Origin of the sequence: Nocardia sp. NPDC005825, assembly GCF_040630175.1 — a bacterium.
In the GTDB taxonomy this organism is placed as follows: domain Bacteria; phylum Actinomycetota; class Actinomycetes; order Mycobacteriales; family Mycobacteriaceae; genus Nocardia.
Genome location: NZ_JBEXXC010000004.1, coordinates 333,251 through 354,146, shown reverse-complemented (window position 1 = coordinate 354,146; position 20,896 = coordinate 333,251). Strand labels below are relative to the sequence as shown.

21 protein-coding genes are annotated in these 20,896 nt (G+C 68.3%); 11 read left to right on the top strand and 10 right to left on the bottom strand.

What is annotated here, in order from left to right:
* Positions 1-110: 110 nt before the first annotated feature.
* Positions 111-590, bottom strand: coding sequence for a hypothetical protein (locus ABZ382_RS13935; protein WP_357088135.1), 480 nt, complete (start codon positions 588-590; stop codon positions 111-113).
* A gap of 361 nt (positions 591-951) precedes the next feature.
* Here ABZ382_RS13935 and ABZ382_RS13930 point away from each other — a divergent pair, with 361 nt between their 5' ends.
* Both ABZ382_RS13930 and ABZ382_RS13925 read left to right on the top strand, forming a co-directional pair.
* Positions 952-1,533 (top strand): DUF4282 domain-containing protein, encoded by a 582-nt coding sequence (locus ABZ382_RS13930; RefSeq protein ID WP_357088133.1) that lies wholly within the window; start codon positions 952-954, stop codon positions 1,531-1,533.
* Positions 1,534-1,640: 107 nt separating this feature from the next.
* On the top strand, positions 1,641-2,513 hold the full coding sequence (locus tag ABZ382_RS13925; RefSeq protein ID WP_357088131.1) for a helix-turn-helix transcriptional regulator: 873 nt from the start codon (positions 1,641-1,643) through the stop codon (positions 2,511-2,513).
* A 9-nt stretch (positions 2,514-2,522) separates the two neighbouring features.
* Here the strand turns inward: ABZ382_RS13925 and ABZ382_RS13920 are convergent, their stop codons facing one another.
* A complete protein-coding gene (locus ABZ382_RS13920; RefSeq protein ID WP_357088129.1) occupies positions 2,523-2,939 on the bottom strand; it encodes a MarR family transcriptional regulator in 417 nt (138 codons plus the stop codon).
* An 87-nt stretch (positions 2,940-3,026) separates the two neighbouring features.
* Here ABZ382_RS13920 and ABZ382_RS13915 point away from each other — a divergent pair, with 87 nt between their 5' ends.
* Positions 3,027-4,490 (top strand): MFS transporter, encoded by a 1,464-nt coding sequence (locus tag ABZ382_RS13915; protein ID WP_357088126.1) that lies wholly within the window; start codon positions 3,027-3,029, stop codon positions 4,488-4,490.
* 111 nt (positions 4,491-4,601) lie between these two features.
* Here the strand turns inward: ABZ382_RS13915 and rfbC are convergent, their stop codons facing one another.
* Positions 4,602-5,168: a dTDP-4-dehydrorhamnose 3,5-epimerase gene (rfbC, locus tag ABZ382_RS13910; RefSeq protein ID WP_357088123.1), complete on the bottom strand. Its 567-nt coding sequence runs from the start codon at positions 5,166-5,168 to the stop codon at positions 4,602-4,604.
* A gap of 2 nt (positions 5,169-5,170) precedes the next feature.
* On the bottom strand, positions 5,171-6,046 hold the full coding sequence (gene rfbA, locus ABZ382_RS13905) for a glucose-1-phosphate thymidylyltransferase RfbA (protein WP_357088120.1): 876 nt from the start codon (positions 6,044-6,046) through the stop codon (positions 5,171-5,173).
* A gap of 248 nt (positions 6,047-6,294) precedes the next feature.
* On the opposite strand from rfbA, the gene ABZ382_RS13900 reads away from it, so the two are divergent.
* Complete coding sequence (locus ABZ382_RS13900; protein WP_357088117.1) at positions 6,295-7,296, top strand: alpha/beta hydrolase; 1,002 nt, start codon at positions 6,295-6,297, stop codon at positions 7,294-7,296.
* Positions 7,297-7,430: 134 nt separating this feature from the next.
* On the opposite strand, the gene ABZ382_RS13895 is transcribed toward ABZ382_RS13900, so the two are convergent.
* Entirely contained in the window at positions 7,431-8,147 is a 717-nt protein-coding gene (locus ABZ382_RS13895) for a hypothetical protein (RefSeq protein ID WP_357088115.1), read from the bottom strand.
* Between the two features lie 434 nt (positions 8,148-8,581).
* Here ABZ382_RS13895 and rfbB point away from each other — a divergent pair, with 434 nt between their 5' ends.
* The gene (rfbB, locus tag ABZ382_RS13890) at positions 8,582-9,586 is read left to right on the top strand and encodes a dTDP-glucose 4,6-dehydratase (protein ID WP_357088113.1); all 1,005 of its coding nucleotides are present in this window, start codon (positions 8,582-8,584) and stop codon (positions 9,584-9,586) included.
* An 80-nt stretch (positions 9,587-9,666) separates the two neighbouring features.
* Here rfbB and ABZ382_RS13885 read toward each other — a convergent pair whose 3' ends face one another.
* A complete protein-coding gene (locus tag ABZ382_RS13885; protein WP_357088111.1) occupies positions 9,667-11,232 on the bottom strand; it encodes a DUF2142 domain-containing protein in 1,566 nt (521 codons plus the stop codon).
* On the bottom strand, positions 11,229-12,200 hold the full coding sequence (locus ABZ382_RS13880) for a glycosyltransferase (protein ID WP_357088109.1): 972 nt from the start codon (positions 12,198-12,200) through the stop codon (positions 11,229-11,231). The genes ABZ382_RS13885 and ABZ382_RS13880 overlap by 4 nt, the downstream gene beginning before the upstream one ends.
* Positions 12,201-12,298: 98 nt before the next feature.
* Here ABZ382_RS13880 and ABZ382_RS13875 point away from each other — a divergent pair, with 98 nt between their 5' ends.
* The gene (locus ABZ382_RS13875; RefSeq protein WP_357088106.1) at positions 12,299-12,802 is read left to right on the top strand and encodes a GtrA family protein; all 504 of its coding nucleotides are present in this window, start codon (positions 12,299-12,301) and stop codon (positions 12,800-12,802) included.
* A gap of 94 nt (positions 12,803-12,896) precedes the next feature.
* Complete coding sequence (locus ABZ382_RS13870) at positions 12,897-14,798, top strand: glycosyltransferase (protein ID WP_357088103.1); 1,902 nt, start codon at positions 12,897-12,899, stop codon at positions 14,796-14,798.
* 93 nt (positions 14,799-14,891) lie between these two features.
* Here the strand turns inward: ABZ382_RS13870 and ABZ382_RS13865 are convergent, their stop codons facing one another.
* Positions 14,892-15,479, bottom strand: coding sequence for a TetR/AcrR family transcriptional regulator (locus tag ABZ382_RS13865; RefSeq protein WP_357088101.1), 588 nt, complete (start codon positions 15,477-15,479; stop codon positions 14,892-14,894).
* 150 nt (positions 15,480-15,629) lie between these two features.
* Between ABZ382_RS13865 and ABZ382_RS13860 the strand changes: the two genes are divergently transcribed.
* Positions 15,630-15,881: a hypothetical protein gene (locus tag ABZ382_RS13860; protein WP_357088098.1), complete on the top strand. Its 252-nt coding sequence runs from the start codon at positions 15,630-15,632 to the stop codon at positions 15,879-15,881.
* The gene (locus tag ABZ382_RS13855; protein ID WP_357088096.1) at positions 15,878-16,381 is read left to right on the top strand and encodes a hypothetical protein; all 504 of its coding nucleotides are present in this window, start codon (positions 15,878-15,880) and stop codon (positions 16,379-16,381) included. The genes ABZ382_RS13860 and ABZ382_RS13855 overlap by 4 nt, the downstream gene beginning before the upstream one ends.
* Before the next feature lie 2 nt (positions 16,382-16,383).
* Here ABZ382_RS13855 and ABZ382_RS13850 read toward each other — a convergent pair whose 3' ends face one another.
* The gene (locus ABZ382_RS13850; protein ID WP_357088093.1) at positions 16,384-17,232 is read right to left on the bottom strand and encodes an NAD(P)-dependent oxidoreductase; all 849 of its coding nucleotides are present in this window, start codon (positions 17,230-17,232) and stop codon (positions 16,384-16,386) included.
* 263 nt (positions 17,233-17,495) lie between these two features.
* On the opposite strand from ABZ382_RS13850, the gene ABZ382_RS13845 reads away from it, so the two are divergent.
* Both ABZ382_RS13845 and ABZ382_RS13840 read left to right on the top strand, forming a co-directional pair.
* Positions 17,496-18,677, top strand: a complete 1,182-nt coding sequence (locus ABZ382_RS13845; protein WP_357088090.1) for a serine hydrolase domain-containing protein — start codon at positions 17,496-17,498, stop codon at positions 18,675-18,677.
* Between the two features lie 13 nt (positions 18,678-18,690).
* On the top strand, positions 18,691-20,217 hold the full coding sequence (locus tag ABZ382_RS13840; protein WP_357088087.1) for an alpha/beta hydrolase: 1,527 nt from the start codon (positions 18,691-18,693) through the stop codon (positions 20,215-20,217).
* Here ABZ382_RS13840 and ABZ382_RS13835 read toward each other — a convergent pair whose 3' ends face one another.
* A complete protein-coding gene (locus ABZ382_RS13835; protein ID WP_357088762.1) occupies positions 20,218-20,865 on the bottom strand; it encodes a response regulator transcription factor in 648 nt (215 codons plus the stop codon).
* Positions 20,866-20,896 lie beyond the last annotated feature (31 nt).

The window sequence follows — 20,896 nt, the reverse complement described above, 5'->3', positions numbered from 1 at the left end:
CTGGGCTGATGTCCGTTATCTCTTAATTTGCAACGTTCGGACCCGGATACGGCGAAACCCGCGAGCGCCGGGGAGCACTCGCGGGTTTCGAGTCGTTCGTGGAGCCGGTGTCAGGAGGCGATACGAGTCGCCTGCGGCCGGGCTCCTTTGGCGGCGGCGCGGACGCCCGCGGCGATGGCGACCACCGGCGGGATCCAGCGGGCCTCGTGCGGGGCGACGCCCCAGCAGGCCGCACCGGCCGACAGCTTGCTCGGCGGCAGCGGGATGCCCGCGCCGTCGGAGTAGACGACCACGCCGGCGTCGCGCAGCGCCTCGATGGCACGCGCGGCCTTGGCCAGGCCGGTGACGAGGTGGATCTCGCGGCGCTCGGCGCCCGGGATCTCGATGACCGGGCCGGTCAGGTCGTTGGCCCGCAGGTAGCGGCGCACGAACGCGGCGGTGTCGCCGGTGACCTCGATGCCCGCGATGTTCTCGTCGGTGACCAGGCAGACGCCATTGGCGGTTTCGGCGACCGTCCAGCCGCGCTGGATGTAGTCCTGCGCAGATTCCGCAACGGCTGACGAAAACGTCGTACGCACTGGTTTCTCCATTCCCCGGTAGATCTAGTTCCTGCTCTGGTGGCGTATCGGAGCGGGGGGTTCGGGGCGTTACACACCCTTTTTCACCTCGGGTCCGGTTTCTTTGCAGAACGTCGTGTGTCCAGTCCGCTTGGGCCGGAAAGTGGCCTTGGCTCATCTGCGACACCCGGTTACCGGACCGGCTCTCGCCTGCGACGACGCGTCAAGGACGCTATCGCCCGGTTCGGAGCCCGTCATCAGCCCGCCGGCGTGACGTGTTCTACAACACACTCTCTCGTCGCGCGGGTCTCCGGCGTTACCGGAGACACTGAATCGGCCGAAACCGGAGACACAGAATCGGCCGAACGGGTCTGCGGGAGAGGAGATCGTCGGCATGGCCGAACAGCCGGGGGAGTCGGAAATCGAGGAGCTCGAGACGCTCGAGGACCTCATCGAGGAAGGCCGCTGGGCCGCCTTCAAGGAGGCCGCCACCCGTCGCATGTCCCGGCGGCTCGCCGAGGAAGAGGACCCCGAGGAGCCGGTCGAACCCTTCGCCAGCCCAGGAGCTTTCGGCGCGTGGAGCGTGGACGCCGCCCGCGCCCTGCTGGACCTGCAGTTTCACCGCGCCGCCACCCGCACGCTGCTGCCGCTGGCATATCTGCTGGGCCTGGCGGGCGCTTTCGCCATCCCGATCGTGGGAACCGTAGGGCTGTGGCGAATCTCGGCGTGGCTGGGAATCGTGTTCGCGGTGGTGTTCGCGGTGCCGCTGGGCCTGGTGATCGCCGCCGTCGTGCGCCTGCTGCTGGAGTTCGTGCTCAACGCGTCCCGGCTGGCGGCGCGGGTCGAGCATATTTCCGATATGGCCGACGATCTGTTCCAGGCGCTGTCGGATGTGGCGGAACCGGTCAATCAGCTGTCCAAAGATGTTCAGGCAGTGCAATTCTGGCGCTTCCGCCGACGGTCTTCCCGGAAGTAGCCTGAGTAGCGGCCCGTTACGCCTCCGTAGGGAGCGTGTCCCGCGTCCATGGATCGCTGAGTTTTCCTGTGCAACAATGCGATCGCAACACTGGTATAGGGGGACGAATGGCTCTACCGCAGGGGATTACCGGATCGACCGTGCCGCGCCGGCAGCTCGGCCGACACCTGCGCGACCTGCGAAATCGCGCGCGCATGACGACCCGGGTGGCGGCGCAGCGACTGGAATGGTCCGAGGCCAAGATCTGGCGCATCGAAACCGGTCAGACGTCGTTGCGCAGTCTGGATGTCGAGGCCATGTGCCGGATCTACGGTGCGCCGGAGGACGCCATCGAACCGCTCACCGCGCTGGCCCGCGAGACCAAGGCCCGCGGCTGGTGGACCGAGTTCAGCGATGTGATCGACGAGGGCTACGAGGTCTACATCGGGCTCGAGGAAGCCGCCGGAAAGCTGATCAGCTACGAGAACGAGCTGGTCCCCGGGCTGCTGCAGACCGAGCAGTACTACCGCGCGGTGCTGGCGGGGGCCTACCCCGGCATCTCGCCCGAGCAGCTGGACCGCCGCGTCCGGGTGCGCACCGCGCGTCAATCCCTGCTCACCCGTGCCGATTCGCCGCTGCAGCTGGACGTGGTGATCTCCGAGGCGGTGCTGTGGCACCGCGTCGGCGGTGACGAGGTGACCCGCGGCCAGCTCGACCGGCTGCACAAGTTCGGCGAGCTGCCCAATGTCCGGCTGCGCCTGTTGCGCGCCGAGTGCGGCTACCACAACGGCATGGACGCGGGCCGCTTCGTATTGCTCGAATTCCCCACCGCCGCAGGCGAACCCACCGAACCGCCGGTGGTGTACGTGGAGTCGCTGACAGGTTCCTCGTATCTCGACAAGGAGCCCGAGGTGGCCCGCTACCGCGAGGCCTTCGCCTCGGTGAGTTCCATTGCGGTGGACGCGCTTCCGATCATCGAGTCGGTGCGCGCGGCGCTCTAGGGCGCCGGTTCACTGGCCCAGGGTCTGGGCCAGCACCGCACGGTGCGTGGGCGCGGCCTGCTTGTGCAGTTCGCGCCCTTTTTCCGTCACGCAGACGAAGATCGCGCGCCGATCGTTGGTGCACAACGTGCGATCCACCAGGCCGTCGCGTTCCAGCCGCGCCACGGTGCGTGAGAGCGCGCTCTGGCTGAGGTAGATGTCATTGGCCAGATCGCTCATCTTGTAGCTGTCGCTGCCGGTTTCGATGAGGCGGTCCAGGGTCTCGAATTCGCTGAGCCCGATGTGGTGACGGCCCTGCAGTTCCTTCTCCAGGGCGCACGAGGTGGACGCGTGCCGGGCCAGGAGCTCGCGCCACTCACCCACCAGCCCCGACGTCTCGAAAGACGTTGTCACAGGCCGGTCGACGGGCACGGTCGGCTTCGGCATGGGGGTCATCTTAGTCGCTTCGGCAAAATCATGCCACCGCATTAAATGCTTGTGCATTTGATGCGCACGCATGTACCGTCCTCTCTCGTGACTTCCACCGAGATCCGCCCCGCAGTGAGCACCGCGGCCGACACCACGCAGTGGACCGCCCGGCTCTGGGGCATGCTCATCACCCTGTGCATCGTGCTGTTCCTCGACGGCCTCGACGTCTCGATGATCGGCGTCGCGCTGCCCTCGATCGGCACCGAACTCGACATCCAAACCTCCACCCTGCAGTGGCTGGTCAGCGGTTACGTGCTCGGCTACGGCGGCCTGCTGCTGCTCGGCGGCCGCACCGCCGACCTGCTGGGCCGCCGCAAGGTCTTCCTGATCGCCCTCGCCGTCTTCGCCCTGGCCTCGCTGGCCGGCGCGCTGGTGAGCTCGCCGGCGCTGCTCATCCTGACCCGCTTCGTGAAGGGCCTGGCCGCCGCGTTCACCGCGCCCACCGGCCTGTCCATCATCACCACGAACTTCCCGGAGGGACCGGCCCGCAACAAGGCGCTGTCCATCTACACGGTCTTCGGCGCGGGCGGCTACTCCATGGGCCTGCTGTTCGGCGGGCTGATGACCGGGCTCGGCTGGCGCTGGACCTTCCTGCTGCCCGTCCCGATCGCGCTCGCCGCCCTGGCCGCCGCGTACTTCCTGGTCCCCAAGGACAAGCCCGCCGAAGAGGGCGGCCACGACCTGCTCGGCGCGCTGCTGTCCACCGCCACCATGCTGCTGCTGGTCTACACCGTCGTCTCCGCGCCCGCCGCGGGCTGGGCCTCGGTCCGCACCATCGGCTCGTTCGTCGCGGTCGCCGTGCTCGCCGCCGCCTTCGTCTACGTCGAGAACAAGGTGCGCTACCCGCTCGTCCGCCTGGGCATCCTGCGCAAGGGCACCCTGGTCCGGGCCAGCCTGGCCATCATCGCGGTCGGCGGCTCGTACTTCAGCTGGCAGTTCATCACCACGCTGTACCTGCAGGACACCCTCGGCTGGTCGCCGCTGAAGCTGGCGCTCGCGCTGCTTCCGGTCGGTCTGCTGGTGGTCGCCTCGGCCTTCGTATCCGACAAGCTGGTCGACCGCTTCGGCACCGGCCCGATCATCGCGATCACCATGGTGATCATGGGCATCGGCTACCTGCTGTACCTGCGCATCGACACCGCGCCGGACTACCTCACCGTGCTGCTGCCCGCGGTGCTGCTGGTCGGCATCGGCTGGGTCGGCTTCCCGGCCATCAACATCCAGGCCACCAGCGGCATCGACGACGACGAACAGGGCCTGGCAGCCGGTGTGCTGCAGACCGCCATGCAGGTCGGCGCGGCCATCGTGCTCGCGGTGACCACCGCCATCGTCACCTCGTCGGTGCCCAGCCACCCGACCCCGGCCACCATGCTCGACACCTACCGGCCGGGCCTGCAGTTCGCCGCGGGCGTCGCCATCGTCGGAGCCCTGGTCGCGCTCACGGCCTTCCTGCCGAAGGTCCGGGCCCGCCGGGCGGACCGCGACCCGGAGGTCGAACTGGTCGGCTAGTCACCCGCCGGGCGGGTCCGCCGCTCACACGGGCCCGGCCGGCTTCCCGAGAACAGCCGAGGCGCACCGTTACTCACGGTGCGCCTCGGCTTCGGCGTTTCGGGTCGAAAGTCAGTGCGGCAGTGCCAAATCCGCCAGGCGCGGGGCCGCGGCGTCCTTGTCGGAGCGGACGAAGGTGAGCGGCTCGCCGTCGCGGCCCACGGTCGGCCAGGCGATGGCCAGGTCGGGGTCGAAAGCGTCCAGGTCCCGGTCGAATTCGGGGGAGTACTCCAGCGAGCACAGGTAGTTCACGGTGGAGTTGTCCTCCAGCGACAGCAGCGCGTGCCCCAGGCCCTCGGCCAGGAACACCGACTTGCGCTCCACATCGTCGATCACCACCGCGTCCCAGGTCCCGAAGGTCGGGGAGTCGCGGCGCAGGTCCACCACCACGTCCAGGAACGCGCCGCGCACGCAGGTCACGTATTTGGCCTGGCCGGGCGGGGTCTCGGTGTAGTGGATGCCGCGCAGCACGCCCGCCGCCGAGGTGGAGATATTGACCTGCAGCAGATCGAAGGGCCGGCCCGTCGCCTTCTCGAACTCCGAGGCCTTGAACGACTCGTAGAAGACGCCGCGGTCGTCTCCGTGCAGCCGGGGGGTGAACTCCCACGCACCCGGCACCGACAGTTCCCGAATCCGCATGCCTACTCCCAGGTTCGCCCGTGGCCCAGCAGGTCCATCAGGTACTTTCCATAGCCCGAGCGCACCAGGGGTTCGGCCAGCCGGGCGAGTTGATCGTCGTCGATGAAGCCGAGCCGCCAGGCCACCTCTTCCGGCACGCCGATCTTCAGGCCCTGGCGTTCCTCGATGGTGCGCACGTAGTTGGCCGCGTCCAGCAGGGAGTCGAAGGTGCCGGTGTCGAGCCAGGCGGTGCCGCGGGCCAGCACCTGCACGTGCAGCCGGCCCTGCTCCAGGTAGGCGCGGTTGACGTCGGTGATCTCGTATTCGCCGCGGTCCGAGGGCTTCAGGTCGCGGGCGATGGCGAGCACGTCGTTGTCGTAGAAGTACAGCCCCGGAATGGCGTAGTTGGAGCGCGGGCGGGCCGGCTTCTCCTCGATGGAAATGGCCCGGCCGTCGGCGAATTCGACCACGCCGTAGGCGGTGGGGTCGGAGACCCGGTAGGCGAAGACCGCGCCGCCGTCGAGGTCGTGGAAGGTCTGCAGCTGGGTGCCCAGGCCGGGGCCGTGGAAGATGTTGTCGCCCAGCACCAGTGCCGCGCTGTCGTTGCCGATGTGATCGGCGCCGAGCACGAAGGCGCGGGCCAGGCCGTCGGGCTCGGGCTGCACCACGTAGGAGATGTTCACCCCGAAGCGGCTGCCGTCGCCGAGCAGCCGGGTGAAGGCGTCCGCGTCCTCGGGGGTGGTGATCACCAGGATGTCCCGGATCCCCGCCAGCATGAGGGTGGACAGGGGGTAGTACACCATCGGTTTGTCGTACACCGGGACCAGCTGTTTGCTCACCCCGCGCGTGATCGGGTGCAACCGCGATCCGGTGCCCCCGGCCAGGATGATTCCGCGCATGTCACGACAGTCTGCCAGTTCTGCCGTGAACCGTGGCGGTCAGGTTCCGACTGGACCTCAGATCGATCACGCCCGTTTACCAACGGACGAATCCGGCGATAACTGTTGCGTAGGTCACGTTCCCATGGTGTTCTGAAATAACGCTATGTGAGATGTCAGCGCCGACTCTCCGCGCGCCGGGTGCCGAGCCAACCAATCGGTCCCTCCGGTCGAACGGCTCGGCGCGCCAAGAACGAGGTAGGTGCGCGATGGCATTGCCCCATGACGGGACCGCTGTGGCCCGCGACGCAGTCGAGAACCCGGACCGTATCAGCGCCGCCGCGCGCACCCTGACCGCTTTCTCCCGGACCGTGATCCGGCCCGCCGGCGACCGCGCGACGGTCACCGTGGGCTCGATGCCGGTCGTCAGCACCGTGATCAACAGCCTCGCCAAACTGCGCCCGAACCCGCGCGGCGTGGAGCGGGAGGAAGTGCGGCTCAAGGGCTTCCGCATCGAGATCGTGCGGCCCGCGGGCGCCAGCAAGTCGCTGCGCGACGGCGCGGTGCTGTACATGCACGGCGGCGGCTTCTTCCTGTGCGGTCTCGACACCCACCGCCCGGTGGTCGCGTCCCTCGCTCGGCGCACCGGACTGCCGGTGGTCAGCGTGGAATACCGGCAGCTGCCCAAGACCGACATCTCCGGCTCCGTAGACGACTGCCTGACCGCCTACACATGGCTGCTCGCACACGGGGTTCCGGCCGGACGCGTGGTGTTCGCGGGCGACTCCGCCGGCGGCTACATGACCTTCGCGACCGCCCTGCGCGCCCGCGACACCGGACTCCCGGTCCCGGCCGGTCTGGTCGGGCTCAGCCCCGCGCTGGACCTGGACTGCACCGAGAAGCGTGCCCACCCCAACTATCACCGCGACGCGCTGATCCCGTTGTCCGCCTTGGAATCCGTGGTGAAGATCGGCGCGGAGGTCGACGGCCGCCTGGATCCCCGGATGTCGCCGGTCAACAATGTGCTCGCGGGCCTGCCGCCCGCCCTGCTCATCGTCGCCGAGGACGAGGTGCTGCGCCGCGACAGCGAGGTGATGGCGCAGCGGATGGCCCAGTCGGGTGTGCCTGCCACGCTGGAGATCTGGCGCGGCCAGGTGCACGCGTTCCCGGCCATCTTCCCCAACATGCCCGAGAGCCGAGCCGCCCTGGCGCACGTGGCGCGGTTCGTCCGCGAACGCATCGAATCCGGAAGCATCGCCCGCACAGCGTGATTCGATGATGTGGGGCTCGGGGTCGTGGCCTCGGGCCCCACATCGATAGTCGGGACAACGCGAAACCCCCGCCCGGATGACCCGGGCGGGGGTTTCGATGTACAGCGCGCGGTTACTCGGCCGGAGCCGGAGTATTACTTGGCCGGAGCCGGGGAGATGTGCGGGCCGTTGATGGTGGTGAAGTACTGGATCGCGGCGGCGATGGCGACCGGCGCGGTGATCAGCAGCTGACCGGCGATGGTGCCCAGGAAGCCGATGGTCGAGGCGCCGACGAGGCAGCCGATGACCGGGCCGGCGCCGAACAGGGCGGCCAGCGGGGCCGAGGCCAGACCGGCGACACCGAAGCCGAGGACGCAGCCGACGGCGGCGGCGCCCAGGCCACCGACGACGGTCGCGACGGTGGCGCCCAGCGCGATGGTGTCCTTCATGCGGTTCCAGGCGGCCTGCTCACGGTCGTAGTCCGACTTCCAGGGAGCCTGGTCCTCGTACGGCAGGGCGACGTCCTTCACGTTCTGCGGCGTGTAGGTCGCGTGGTCCATGTCGTACTGCGGGGTCAGGGTCGCGGTGTGGTCGGAGATCTCCGCCGCGATCGGGAAGGTGAAGTCGTCCACCTGCAGCTTCAGCGGCATGCCGGCGACGACGTTGCCGTTGGCGGCCTTGATAACGAAGTTGCCGTTCTCGACGACCATGGAGCCCGCGTCCGTGCGGATGACGGTGTTGGTCTCGGAGGCGGTGGCGGTGTAGTTGATCGCACCGGCCTCCTCGGCGGGGGCGGCGTTCACGGTGCCGGCGGTGACGGCCATGGCAGCGGACACCAGCGCCGCGGTGGCGGCGAATTTCCTCATCAGCATTTGTTGAAACCTCATCGAAGAGCTCGGGGGGACAACACGAATCGAAATGGAGGACAGCTAACGAGCGGTGAACCCGTTGTGACCGTTCGTTCAAATTCTGTTCACCATGACGATCGTGCGGTCTGCAAGGTAGTGGAAAAGTGCTGCGTAGGAAAGGTTTTCGCGCAGATATACGATCCGGCCGATCGTTACCTTCGGAGGCTCTTGTGACGAAGGTCACACGCGTCGTTGGTAAAGTTGTGACCTTCCGCGCGTGAATGTCACGGTCGGGGCACCGAATTGCGAAATGTAGACCGAGCGGCCCTCTTTCAATTAAGTGTATTTGTTTCAGTGGGATGTCCGATTCCGCGCACGCGGACCGCCCAACGGGTGTAGGGCTCGCAACTTCCCGGACCCACCGCCGAGGTCGGCCGCGGCCGTCGTAGTGTTTCGGTGTGCGATTGCTCGTAACCGGCGGGGCCGGCTTCATCGGCGCGAACTTCGTTCACCAGACGGTGACGCGGCGCGCGGGTGTCCACGTCACCGTGCTGGACAAACTCACCTATGCGGGCAACCGCGCCTCACTCGAACCGGTCGCGGACCGAATCGAGTTCGTGCACGGCGACATCGCCGATACCGCGCTGGTGGATCGCCTGGTCGGGGGTGTGGACGCGGTGGTGCATTTCGCCGCCGAATCACACAACGACAATTCGCTGGCCGACCCGTGGCCCTTTGTCCAGACCAATATCGTCGGCACCTATTCGCTGCTCCAGGCCGTGCGCCGCCACCAGGTGCGCTACCACCACATCTCGACCGACGAGGTGTACGGCGACCTGGAACTCGACGATCCGGCGGCATTCGATCAGAACACGCCCTACAACCCGTCGAGTCCCTATTCGGCCACCAAGGCCTCCAGTGACATGCTGGTCCGCGCCTGGGTGCGTTCCTTCGGCGTGCGGGCCACAATCTCCAACTGCTCCAACAACTATGGGCCCTACCAGCATGTGGAGAAGTTCATCCCGCGTCAGATCACCAATCTGATCGACGGCGTCCGGCCCCGGCTCTACGGCGCCGGGCATCAGGTGCGGGACTGGATCCACGTGGACGACCACAACAGCGCGGTCTGGGAAATCCTGGAGCGCGGGCGAATCGGCCAGACCTATCTGATCGGAGCCGACGGCGAACGCGACAACAAGTCCGTGGTGGAGTTGATCCTGGAGGCATTCGGCCGCGCCGCGGACGATTTCGACCACGTCACCGATCGCCCGGGCCACGATCTGCGCTACGCCATCGACGCCTCGCTGCTACGCACCGAACTGGGCTGGGAACCCGAGTACCGGGACTTCCGCAAGGGCCTGGCAGCCACCGTCGACTGGTATCGGGACAACGAATCCTGGTGGCGGCCACAGAAGGCCGCGACCGAATCCGCGTACGCCGACGCGGGCGAAAAGGTGATCTAGTCCGGTCCTGACCGACCGGAACAGCAACGCCGGGGCAATTCGCCCCGGCGTTGATCGTTGCAGTTCAGGGATGTTTCGGGTCAGCCCCAGACCAGCGTGGAGTACTTCACCACGGCCGCGATCAGCGCCACCGAGGTCGCCGCCGTCACGGTGAACGCCGCCGCCCGCCCCGGCACCCGGCCCGCGGCGTCGGCGAGCCGCAGGGGCACCCAGCGCAACAGCACCGCCAGCCCCAGCACCGCCAGCGGCACGAAGTAGCGGCCCTGTACGCCGTCGATGATGAAGTAGCCGACCGGCGTGAAGGACATGTACAGCGTCACGTAGATCATGGCCACGCTGGCGGCGATGGTCAGCAGCACCAGCCAGGTCCGCTTGCGGTCCGCGCCGGTGGGCGAGAAGCGCTCGGCCGCACCGAGGCTCATGCCGAAGGCCAGCAGCGCCGCCAGGATGGTGAGGGCGGGCACCTCCACGTACGAGAAGCCGAGCTCACCGAAGAACTGGGTGAACCAGTGCTGGTCGCGGCGGGCGATGCTGTCGCCGAAGATGCGCAGGAAGTGGAACGGATCGCTGAGGATGCCGTGCAGCTGGTCGCCGGGGCGCACCGTGCCCCACTGCTTCTCGGGCCGCATCAGGCTCATGCCGTCACCGGTCGGGGCGGCGATCTTCATCCAGCCCGCGAAGCACGCCGCGCCGAGCCCGGCGGCCGCCCACGGCAGCACCCGCTGCCACACCGCGACCCGCTCGCCGTCGCCGAAACCGAAGCGGCGGGCCGGGATCAGCACGGTGAGCATGGCGATCAGCACGTAGGTCGGCTTGCAGACCGGCAGCAGCACGGTGGTGGCCAGCGCGGCCACCGTCTCCGGCCTGCTCAGCCGTTCACCGAGGAACAGACCCTTCACCACCAGCGCGGACACCAGCAGGGCGAGCGCGTTGGTGACGGTGTCCGCGGTGACGGTCCCCGCCTGGAACAGCGCGATGGGCAGCACCGCGACGGTGAAGGCCAGCCACTGCACCCGATGCCCGCGCAGCACGCGCAGCGCGAACCCGACGATCAGCAGGTAGGCGAGCAGTCCGGCCCAGCGGGTGGCGAGCACCATGCCGCCGACGTTCAGGTCGAGGGCCTCGGCGATCCGGATCCCGGCCGCGGGCGGCAGGTACGGGATCGGGGAGTAGGCCGCGGTATTGGTGAACCACACCGGCGTGGTGTCGGCCGAGACGGCGGCAGCGCCGAGCTGGTCGTAGACGTGCGGGTCCAGAACCATGGGTTCCGGCTCGTCCGGGTTGTCCTGGTAGTCGGCGAAGGCGTAGCTCATCAGCGCGTCGATGCTGACGGGCACGTCGCCGCCCCAGGCCGGGCCGCGGTCGTCGTGGATCTGCTGCGGCAGGAACCCGCCGTGCGCGACCTGATAGGCGCGGCCGAACTGGGTGATCTCGTCGTGGCCCCAGAACGGGGGCGTGAGCACCGACCACACCGCGCCGAAGACGCCCGCGATGAGCACGAAAGCCACGGCGGCCGAACCGAATCGGCGTTCGACGCCGATCGCGGCGCGACGCAGCCCCGCGGTCTTCGAGTCGGGCCGCGTGCCAGTGTGTTCGGGTTCGGCGGGGATCTTCTCGGGTGCCGCGATGGTGGTGCTCTCCGTCATCGAACCGAACCGCCGGAGTGGCCGCCGGGTTCGGTCTCACCGACCGCCGCGTACCGCAGGTACATCAGGCGGGCCGCCTCGTGCCGGGAGCGGCGGATGCCGTCCAGGATCAGGCCGGCGGTCCAGGCCAGGCTGCCGAGCAGCAGCAGGGTGAAACCGAGGAACAGGGTCGGGAAACGCGGGACCTGGTGGGTCTCGTAGAACTCGATCACTATCGGCGTGATGAGCACCAGCGAGACCAGCCAGGACAGCGTGCCGAACAGGCCGTAGAAGGCGACCGGCCGCTCGTGCCGGGCCAGGCCGACGATCAGGCGCAGGATCTTGAAGCCGTCGCTGTAGGTGCGCAGCTTGGACTCGCTGCCCGCGGGCCGGTCCCGGAAGCCGACCGGCACGGCGGTCTGCGGGACGCCCAGGTGCTGCGAGTGCACGGTCAGTTCGGTCTCGATCTCGAACTCGCGCGACACCGCGGGGAACGACTTCACGAAGCGGCGGGAGAAGACCCGGTAGCCGCTGAGCATGTCCTCGACGTTCTCGCCGAACACCTTGCCGACGACGCCGTTGAGCACCTTGTTGCCGGTCTCGTGCCCGGCCCGGTACGCCGACCCGGCCTCGACCTCGCGGCGCACGCCCAGCACGTGGTCGTAGGGGCCCGCGAGCAGGGTGCGGATCATCTCCGGCGCGGCGGCGGCATCGTAGGTGTCGTCGCCGTCGACCATCAAATAGACATCGGCCTCGATATCGGCGAAAGCGCGGCGCACCACATTGCCCTTGCCCTTGCGGTTCTCGGTGCGCACGATCGCCCCGGCCGCGCGCGCCTTCTCGGCGGTGGCGTCGGTGCTCAGGTTGTCGTAGACGTAGACGACTATGCCCGGGACGGCGGCCTGCAGGTCGGTGACGACCTTCGCGACGGCGGCCTCTTCGTTGTGACACGGCACGATGGCGGCTATACGAAGCTCGGTGGAGTCCACCCGGTCAATCCTCTGATCGGAGGCGAATATGAACACGGGGGAGGGTACCCGACCGTCACAGATATATGGGTGCTGCGGGGTTGGGGTACCGTCGGCCGGTGTCTGCGAACGAGTCCACGGCGGTGAACGTATCGTCGCCGAATACTTCCCTGACCGGGAAGGTCCGGGCCCTGCTGCAGCGCGGCGGGGCCTTCCTGGTGGTCGGCGCGATCGGCTTCGTCGTCGACGCGGGCACCTACAACCTGCTGGTCTTCCTGGGCGGTGAGGGGCCGTTGTTCCGCCTCCCGCTGGTCGCCAAGATCATCGCGATCGGGGTGGCCACGGTGGTCACCTATTTCGGCAACAAGTGGTGGACCTACTCCGATCACGACGGCGATACCGGGGCCCGGCACATCCTCACCTATGCCGCGCTGAATGTGATGGCCATCGGACTGCAATTGAGCTGTCTCGGCTTCTCGCGCTATGTGCTGGGACTGGACAGTCCGTTGGCGGACAACGTTTCCGGCACGCTGATCGGCCAAGCCGTGGCCATGGGCTTCCGATTCTGGGCCTACGGGAAATTCGTCTTCACCAATCCGGCCTCGGGAACGAATAACGCCTGACACTGATATTGTCGGGCCGCCGAGCGTGACAGTGGCCGTGCGACCACGTCGGGATGAGCCGGTGTCTAAGTATTCAAAGGATGTCGAGGGATTCATGGATGCGTCGGCTGGGCAGGCCGTGACCGAAACCGAGGACCGGGAGAGCGTGGCAGCGCCCGCGACCCTGCGCGCGGAACACGCCGCGCCGGAGCGGATGGTGCTGGCCCGCGGCATCTTCACCGGTCCCGCCCCCAAGATCAGCGACGACCTGTACGCCGTGGCCAAGGGCAAGGTCACCCGGGAACGGCGGACCCTGCGCCTGGAGAAGGGCGCGTCGGTCAATACCAATACCTACTTCGGGCGCTTCGCCGCCTCCTACTGGCAGCGCTGGACCAAGGTCACCGAGGTCGAGGTGGGCCTGACCCTCGAGGTGACCGGCAAGGTGCGGGTGCGGCTGGCCGCCTCCGACATCGCCGGACACCGCCGGGTGGTGGACACCGCCGTGGTGAAGGAGACCGGCCGGGTGACGCTGCTCGCCCCGCTGGACATGTACATCGACGGCGGCGCGATCTGGCTGGAGATCGAGGCGCTCGGCGGTGAGGCCGTGATCACCGATCTGGAGTGGACCGCGGTCGCGCCCGAGCAGGTGCGTCCGGTGGCCATCGCCATCTGCACCTTCAACCGGGCCCAGGACTGCGCGAACACCGTCGCGGCGCTGGCCTCCGACGCCACCGTGCTGTCGCTCATCGACGCCGTGTACGTGGTCGACCAGGGCACCGATCTGGTGCAGGACCAGGCGCTGTTCACCGAGACCCAGCCCAAGTTCGGCGACAAGCTGCGCTACATCCGGCAGCCCAACCTCGGCGGCGCGGGCGGTTTCACCCGCGGCCTCTACGAGGTGTCGGGCGCCAACGAGCACGCCGACGTCATCCTCATGGACGACGACATCCTGTGCGAGCCGGAAACGGTGCTGCGGCTCAACGCCTTCGCCAATCTGACCGTGGAGCCCACCCTGGTGGGCGCGCAGATGTTGTTCCTGTTCAACCCCGACTTCCTGAATGTCGGTGCGGAAGAGACGAATCTGGGCAAGCTGCGCCACGGCCAGAAGGTGGCCAAGGCGCTGCGCAACACCTCCATGCTGAAGAAGCACCAGGAACGCCGCGTGGACGCCGGCTACCAGGCCTGGTGGACCTGCCTGATCCCGGCCGAGGTGGTCAAGAAGATCGGGCTGCCGGTGCCGATCTTCTTCCAGTGGGACGACGTGGAATACGGCCTGCGCGCGCGGGAGAACGGTTTCGTCACCGTCACCCTGCCCAATGCCGCCGTGTGGCACGCCGACTTCTACTGGAAGGACTTCGACGACTGGGCGCGCTACTTCTCCTCGCGCAACTCGCTCATCGTGTCCTCCCTGCACCACGACCTGGACGGCAAGGCGATCACCCGCCAGCTGTTCCGGGAGATCGCCGAGTACCTGGTCGGCATGCAGTACGGCCTGGCGCACACCACCCTGCAGGGCATCGAGGACTACCTGAAGGGCCCGGAGACGCTGCGCGACGGCGGTATCGAGGCGCTGGCCAAGGCCCGCGGCTCCCGCTCCGACTACCCGGAGACCGCCAAGCACGCGGCGACCGCCTCGGGGATCCCCAACGCGCATCTGCACGTCCGCCGTGCGGGCGGCGAGCCCAGCCACCCGCTGCTGGTGCTCTACAAGCGCGCCCTCAACCAGTGGACCGGCCGCGTCATCCCCGGCCCCGTCGCGGTCACCCGCGAGGACGCCCACTGGTGGCACGTCGGCCTGTTCAACCACGTGGTCGTCACCGACGCCTCGCAGTCCGGTGTCCGAGTTCGCGTGCGCGACAAGGAAACCGCCCGCCGTCTGCTGATCCGCACCTACCGGGTGCTGCGTCAGCTCCGCAAGGAGCTGCCGGACCTGCAGCGCCGCTGGCGGGGCGCGATGCCGGAGCTGACCAGTCGAGAGAACTGGGAACGTCTCTACGGAATCGACAAGACTGCTTGATATTCGGCTGAACATGGCCCGGGACATCCTGTCCCGGGCCATGTTTCATTCTCGCGGCCGGTATTGCGCCTGCCCAGCCAACCCGGCTCGCCGTCAGGGTGCGGTGAGCAGTGTGCGGGCGGCGGCGGCGAGGTCGGCTTCCAGCCACTCCGGGAGTTCGGGGGCGTGCGCGTGGCGGCGCAGCGCGGCGTAGGGGAGATCCACGACCGCGCGGCTGACGGCGTCGATCTCGCGGGGCCCGGCGCTGCCGTAGAGGCCGTTCGCGATGCGATCCAGCTGCGCGAACAGGGGTTCGTTCATCCGGGCCAGGCGATCGCGGAACTTGGTGTCGGGCGCGCCGTCGAGCAGGTCCCGGGGCCGCAGGTTGAGCAGCAGCTTGGCGTCGTCGGGGCAGTCCCGGCCGAAGCCCACCGCGGCGGAGGTCATGCCGACCGCCGCCGCCAGCGGATCCTCCGCCGCCGCGGCGGCCAGCACCCGGGACTGGAACCGGTCCAGCGCCCGGATCCATGCCTCGGTGAGCACGCCGTTGCGGTTGCCGAACCGGTGGTAGAGCGTGCCCACGGGGGCGCCGCTGGCCTCGGCGATGGCGGCGACGCTCGCCGCGCGAGGGCCGTCGCGCAGCACCAGTGCGCGCGCTGCGTCGAGGATCACGTCGGTGTCGTGCTTGCGGGGAGGCGCCATGAACTAGTACGTTCCTTCTATATGGAGCGTTTGCCCTATATCGATGAGCATTTCAGGGTAATCAATGCCGATCGCGCCGTAACGTGGACCGCACTATTGCGTACGACCTGCGAAAACCCTGACGATCTCAACACACTGCCTCGCGGTTTCGTGCTCGACGAGGCCGACCCGCCGCACCGATTGGCAGCCAAGGGCCGCCACTGGTTCTCCCGCTACCGCCTGACCTTCGTGCTCGACGAGGTCGACCCCACCCACACCCGTCTCACCGCGATCAGTCACGCCGCCTTCCCCGGCATCCACGGCCGGATCTATCGGGCCCTGGTCATCGACTCCCGCATGCATCGCCTGGTGGTCCGCGACATGTTGCGCCGGATCTCGGTCGCCGCGGGGAGGTCCGCATGAGTCTCCCCGGTCAGCGGTGGGGCGCCACCGACGTCGAACTGTCCGCGCGCATGCCCTGTGACGCAGCGTTTTCCGGCTCCGTGGTGATCTGTGATCGGGCCGTTCCGGTGGACGCGCCCGCACTCCTGGTCTTCGCCTGGCTCTGTCAGCTGCGCGCCGCCCCGTACAGCTACGACCTGCTCGACAACTTCGGCCGCCGCAGCCCGCGGCTACGCGATCCGGAACTCACCGACCTGGCGGTCGGCCAGCGTGTCATGTCGGTCTTCGAACTGGCCGATTTCACACGGGGTGAGCAGATCACGTTGCGGGCCAAGGGCGTAGCGGTCACCTACGCGGTGCGCCCCGAAACCGGTGCGGGCAGTCGTCTGCACGCGCGCGTCCGATTCCGGGGTCCCGCCTGGCTGCTGGCGCTACCGGTCTTCGGCGACTTCCTCATGATGCGCAAGCAACTGCTCACGCTGAAGGAATTCGCCGAGCGTGAGGCCGTCGCGCTCGGCTGAGGTCAGAGGAACAGGTCGGTGGTGAGGGGGCCGTCGCCGGGGGTGACGCGGTACTTGTCGAGGTCGGTGATGCCGTGTGCCGCAAGGACTTCGTCGTCGATGAAGAAGTTGCCGGTGGTGTCCTTGGCGGGGGAGGTGAGGACCAGGTAGGCGGCGTCGGCGTAGATGTCGGGGGTGCGGGAGGTGGAGATCATCTCCTCACCGCCGAGGAGGTTCTTGACGGCCGCGGTGGCGATGGTGGTGCGCGGCCACAGGGAGTTCACGCCGATGCCGTACTTGCGCAGCTCCTCGCTCAAACCCAGTGTGGTGAGCGACATTCCATACTTGGCGATGGTGTAGCCCAGGGCCATGCCCGCCCACTTGGGGTCCAGGTTGAGCGGCGGCGACAGGGTCAGGATGTGCGGATTGCGCCCGGCCTGCGCGGAATCGCGCAGCGCGGGGATGCTGAGCTTGGACAGCAGGAAGCTGCCGCGGCAGTTGATGTCCTGCATGAGGTCGTACTTCTTCATGGGCAGGATCTCGGTGGGGGAGATGTCGATGGCCGAGGCGTTGTTGACCACCATGTCGATCCCGCCGAAGTTGGCGATGGTCTGCCGCACCGCGTCCGCCACCGCCTCGTCGTCACGCACGTCGCCCAGGTATTTCAGGACGGTGCCTCCCGCCTGCTCGAGTTCGGCGGCGGCGGTGTGGATGGTGCCGGGCAATTTGGGATGGGGCGTATCGGTTTTCGCGATCAGGGTGATGTTCGCGCCGTCCGCTGCCGCCCGCTTGGCGATCTCGAGTCCGATGCCGCGGCTACCGCCCGACATGATCATGGTCCGTCCGGCCAGCTGCTTCGGTGCTTCGGTCATGGATCCGCTCCTGTCCGTGAATGCGCCCCGTGTCCGATCATCCGCGCTCGGGTGGCTCGGCGGGGCGGAAACCCTCGTATCCCGGACAGTAGGCCGGAAGCGCTCACTATGCAACTAGGTTCATATAGGTAGTGCTGGCGCTACTCCCCGGAGCCCGCGCGCGCGACCCCGATTCCGGGCGCGCGGGGCATGGGCTGAGAGCCGCCGCTTTCCTAGCCTCGAGAGGACCGGAAAACCCGGTCCGAACAGGAGGAACGTCTTCCATGAGCGCATTGCGGCGATATCGCGGACGAACGGCGGTGGCCGGAATCGGGCTGGTAGCCGCTCTCGTCGCGCAAGGCTGCGCCACCCACGACACCGAGGCCGAGTCCCCCGGCGGCGTGGGTCCGCGACTGACCCGGTTGCTCGACGACCTCGTCACCCGGCACGGGTTTCCGGGCGCACAGGTCACCATCGACGGACCCGGCGGCCATCGGGTCCTGACCGCCGGGGTGGGGGATACCGGAACCGGCGTGCCCATCGCCGCCGACGCCCGCGTCCGAATCGGGAGCAACACGAAAACATTCGTCGCCGCCGTGGTGTTGCAGCTGGTCGATGCGGGCAAGCTCGACCTGGACGCGCCGATCGAGCGCTATCTGCCGGGTGTGGTGCGCGGCAACGGCAATGACGGGCACCGTGTCACCGTCCGTCAGCTGCTCCAGCACACCAGCGGTCTGCCCGACTATCTGGCGAGCGGTAGTCCGGAGCAGGTCGTGGCCGAGACCCCGCAGTTGCGGCCCGATCTCACCGAAATCCGCGGCGCCCATTACGAACCGGCGGACCTGGTGCGGATCGCCATGACCATGCCGCCCCGATTCGAGCCCGGTTCGCGGTCGGTCTACACGAATACCAACTACATCCTGCTCGGCATGCTGATCGAGAAACTCACCGGCCGCCCGGCCGCGGCCGAGATCACCGGCCGCGTCCTGGAGCCGCTGGGTCTGCGCGACACGTACTTCCCGGACCCGCACGAAACCGGACTCCGCGGTCCGCATCCGCGCGGATATCAGGAAGACGGCGGACACCGCGTGGACGCCACCGACCTGGACACGTCGTGGGCCGGCACCGCGGGCGCGATGGTCGCCACCGCCTCGGATTTGAACCGATTCTTCACGGCACTGCTCGACGGCAGGCTGCTGCCCGCGACCCAACTGGACCGGATGAAGCAGACCGTCACCTTCGACCGGGGTGCGCCCGGTTCCGGCTACGGCCTGGGCCTGATCCGCCATCCCGTGTCCTGTGGCAAGGAGGTGTGGGGGCACGGCGGCAGCATTCCCGGCTTCGAGACCCGCACCGGGGTGGCCGCCGACGGCACCGCCGTCGTGCTCACCGTCAATCAACTGCCGGCCGACGAGGCCGCGGCCGCCGCGGTACTGAACGTCTTCGACGCCGCCGTGTGCTCCTGAGGAAGGATTGTTCGTGACGTTGTCCACACTGACCTGGGCCCGGCGCGCGCTGGCGGCCCTCGGGGTGACCGGATTGGTCGGCGCGGTGGCTTTCACCACGACCGCGGTCACCGATCACGCCGCCGCGGCCGAGCCTCTGGACCGCTACTACCGGCAGCAGGTCTCCTGGAAATCCTGCGATGAACCGCGTTTGGACGACCTGGGCGCACACTGCGCCGCTGTCACCGTGCCCCTGAATTACGCCGAGCCGCAGGGCCGTACGACCACCGTCGCCATCTCCCGCATCCCGGCCACCGACCCGGCGCGACGGCGCGGCGTCGTGCTCTCGAACCCGGGCGGACCCGGTGGCGGGGGCCTGGACTACTTCGTGGAGACCGGCAAGGCCCTGACTCCCGAGGTTCGCGCCCGTTACGACCTCATCGGCATGGATCCCCGCGGCGTGGGCCGATCGGAGGCCGTGAACTGCCACTGGCCGACCGGCTTCGGACTACAGTTCGCGGGAGTCGACGCCAAGGGTTTCGCCGAATCCGTCGCCACCCAGTCCGATCTGGCGGCGCGGTGCGCGGCCGCAGAGGGAGATCGACTGCCGCACATGACGACTCGCAATACGGCGCGGGACATGGATGTCATTCGCACCGTGCTCGGTGAGAGCCGGATCAACTACGTGGGCACCTCGTACGGCACCTACCTCGGTGCGGTGTACATGCAGATGTTCCCGGACCGGTCCGACCGCGTGGTGCTCGACGGCAGCGTCGACCCCGACCGCTACGGCGTGGTCGGCATGGTGCACGACATGGGCGCACCCAATGAGGCAGCGCTCGACGCCTGGGCGGCCTGGACCGCCGAACGCGACGGGGAATACCACCTCGGCGCGAGCGCGGCCGCCGTCCGCGACCTGGTCCAGCGGCTCATCGCACGCGCCGCGACCCAGCCCATCCGGATCGGCGACTTCGCCGTCGACGCGCACTCCCTGCCCCTGGTGCTCTACATCGCCTTCGACTCCCCGCAGAACTACGGCCGTGCCGCACAACAGATCCGGGAACTGACCGACGCCGCCGACGGGAAGCCGGTCGAACCGGACGAGAACCTGGCGGGCAGCCTGGCGGTGATACTGCGCGCCCAGCCGCGCGACATGTCCCCGTCGATGGCGGTGCTCTGCGGAGATGTCGGCGCGCCCCGCGATCCGGCCTGGTACTGGCGCAACCTCGAGGCCTCCCGCGCCACCCAGCCGGTCTTCGGGGCGCTGGCCGACAACATCACGCCGTGCGCGTTCTGGGCCCCGCCCGCCGAATCACCCACGGCCATCGCCAATTCGGTGCCCAGCCTGATCATCCAGGCCACCGGTGATACCCGCACCAGCTACGGTGGCGCGCTCGCCATGCACCGGGCGCTGACCGGCTCCCGCATGGTGACACTGCAGGACGTCGGCATTCATTCGATCCTGGGCCGCTACCCGAACGCCTGCGTCTACGACGCCGTGAACACCTACCTGGCGGACGGGGTCCTGCCCGCCGGCGACCTCACCTGCCGCGACGAGTGATCAGCCGGCGTTCAGATAGGCGAGGACGGCCAGCACCCGCCGGTGCCCCACCTCGTCGGCGAACAGCCCCAGCTTGGCGAAGATGCTCCGAATGTGTTTGAGCACAGCGCCTTCGGTGACCACGAGGCGCTCGGCGATCGTGGCATTGTCGAGCCCCTCGGCCATGAGCGCCAGCACCTCCCGCTCGCGCGGGGTGAGGCCCGCCAGCGGATCGTCGGTCCTGCGCCGCACCAGCAGTTGCGAGATCACCTCGGGATCCATGGCGGTTCCGCCCTCGGCGACCCGGCGCAGCGAATCCAGGAAGCGATCCACCTTCCCGACCCGCTCCTTGAGGAGATATCCGATCCCGCCCGCACCGTCGCCGAGCAGTTCGGCCGCGTAGCTGTCCTCGACCCAGGCCGAGAGCACCAATACCGGCAGGCCGGGATGAATCTGCCTGGCGCGCACCGCTGCCCGCAGCCCGTCGTCGGTGTAGGTGGGAGGCATCCGCACATCCACCACCACCGCGTCGGGCCGGTCGGCGGTGACCACCCGCAGGAAGTCGTCGGCATTGTCGACCGCCGCGACCACCTCGATACCGGCGGTTTTCAACAACAGCGCCAGTCCCTCGCGCAGCAGCGCGTCGTCCTCGGCGATCACCACCCGCATGGACGCCATCACCCGCTCACCGCTTCCCTCA

Bases quoted from the DNA above. Each gene is read 5' to 3' on its own strand.
- ABZ382_RS13855 (WP_357088096.1), top strand. From the start codon at position 15,878: ATGAGTCTCCCCGGTCAGCGGTGGGGCGCCACCGACGTCGAACTGTCC.
- ABZ382_RS13865 (WP_357088101.1), bottom strand. From the start codon at position 15,479: ATGGCGCCTCCCCGCAAGCACGACACCGACGTGATCCTCGACGCAGCG.
- ABZ382_RS13850 (WP_357088093.1), bottom strand. From the start codon at position 17,232: ATGACCGAAGCACCGAAGCAGCTGGCCGGACGGACCATGATCATGTCG.
- ABZ382_RS13835 (WP_357088762.1), bottom strand. From the start codon at position 20,865: ATGCGGGTGGTGATCGCCGAGGACGACGCGCTGCTGCGCGAGGGACTG.
- ABZ382_RS13870 (WP_357088103.1), top strand. From the start codon at position 12,897: ATGGATGCGTCGGCTGGGCAGGCCGTGACCGAAACCGAGGACCGGGAG.
- ABZ382_RS13895 (WP_357088115.1), bottom strand. From the start codon at position 8,147: ATGCTGATGAGGAAATTCGCCGCCACCGCGGCGCTGGTGTCCGCTGCC.
- ABZ382_RS13885 (WP_357088111.1), bottom strand. From the start codon at position 11,232: ATGACGGAGAGCACCACCATCGCGGCACCCGAGAAGATCCCCGCCGAA.
- ABZ382_RS13900 (WP_357088117.1), top strand. From the start codon at position 6,295: ATGGCATTGCCCCATGACGGGACCGCTGTGGCCCGCGACGCAGTCGAG.
- ABZ382_RS13930 (WP_357088133.1), top strand. From the start codon at position 952: ATGGCCGAACAGCCGGGGGAGTCGGAAATCGAGGAGCTCGAGACGCTC.
- ABZ382_RS13920 (WP_357088129.1), bottom strand. From the start codon at position 2,939: ATGCCGAAGCCGACCGTGCCCGTCGACCGGCCTGTGACAACGTCTTTC.
- rfbC (WP_357088123.1), bottom strand. From the start codon at position 5,168: ATGCGGATTCGGGAACTGTCGGTGCCGGGTGCGTGGGAGTTCACCCCC.
- ABZ382_RS13845 (WP_357088090.1), top strand. From the start codon at position 17,496: ATGAGCGCATTGCGGCGATATCGCGGACGAACGGCGGTGGCCGGAATC.
- ABZ382_RS13935 (WP_357088135.1), bottom strand. From the start codon at position 590: ATGGAGAAACCAGTGCGTACGACGTTTTCGTCAGCCGTTGCGGAATCT.
- rfbA (WP_357088120.1), bottom strand. From the start codon at position 6,046: ATGCGCGGAATCATCCTGGCCGGGGGCACCGGATCGCGGTTGCACCCG.
- ABZ382_RS13925 (WP_357088131.1), top strand. From the start codon at position 1,641: ATGGCTCTACCGCAGGGGATTACCGGATCGACCGTGCCGCGCCGGCAG.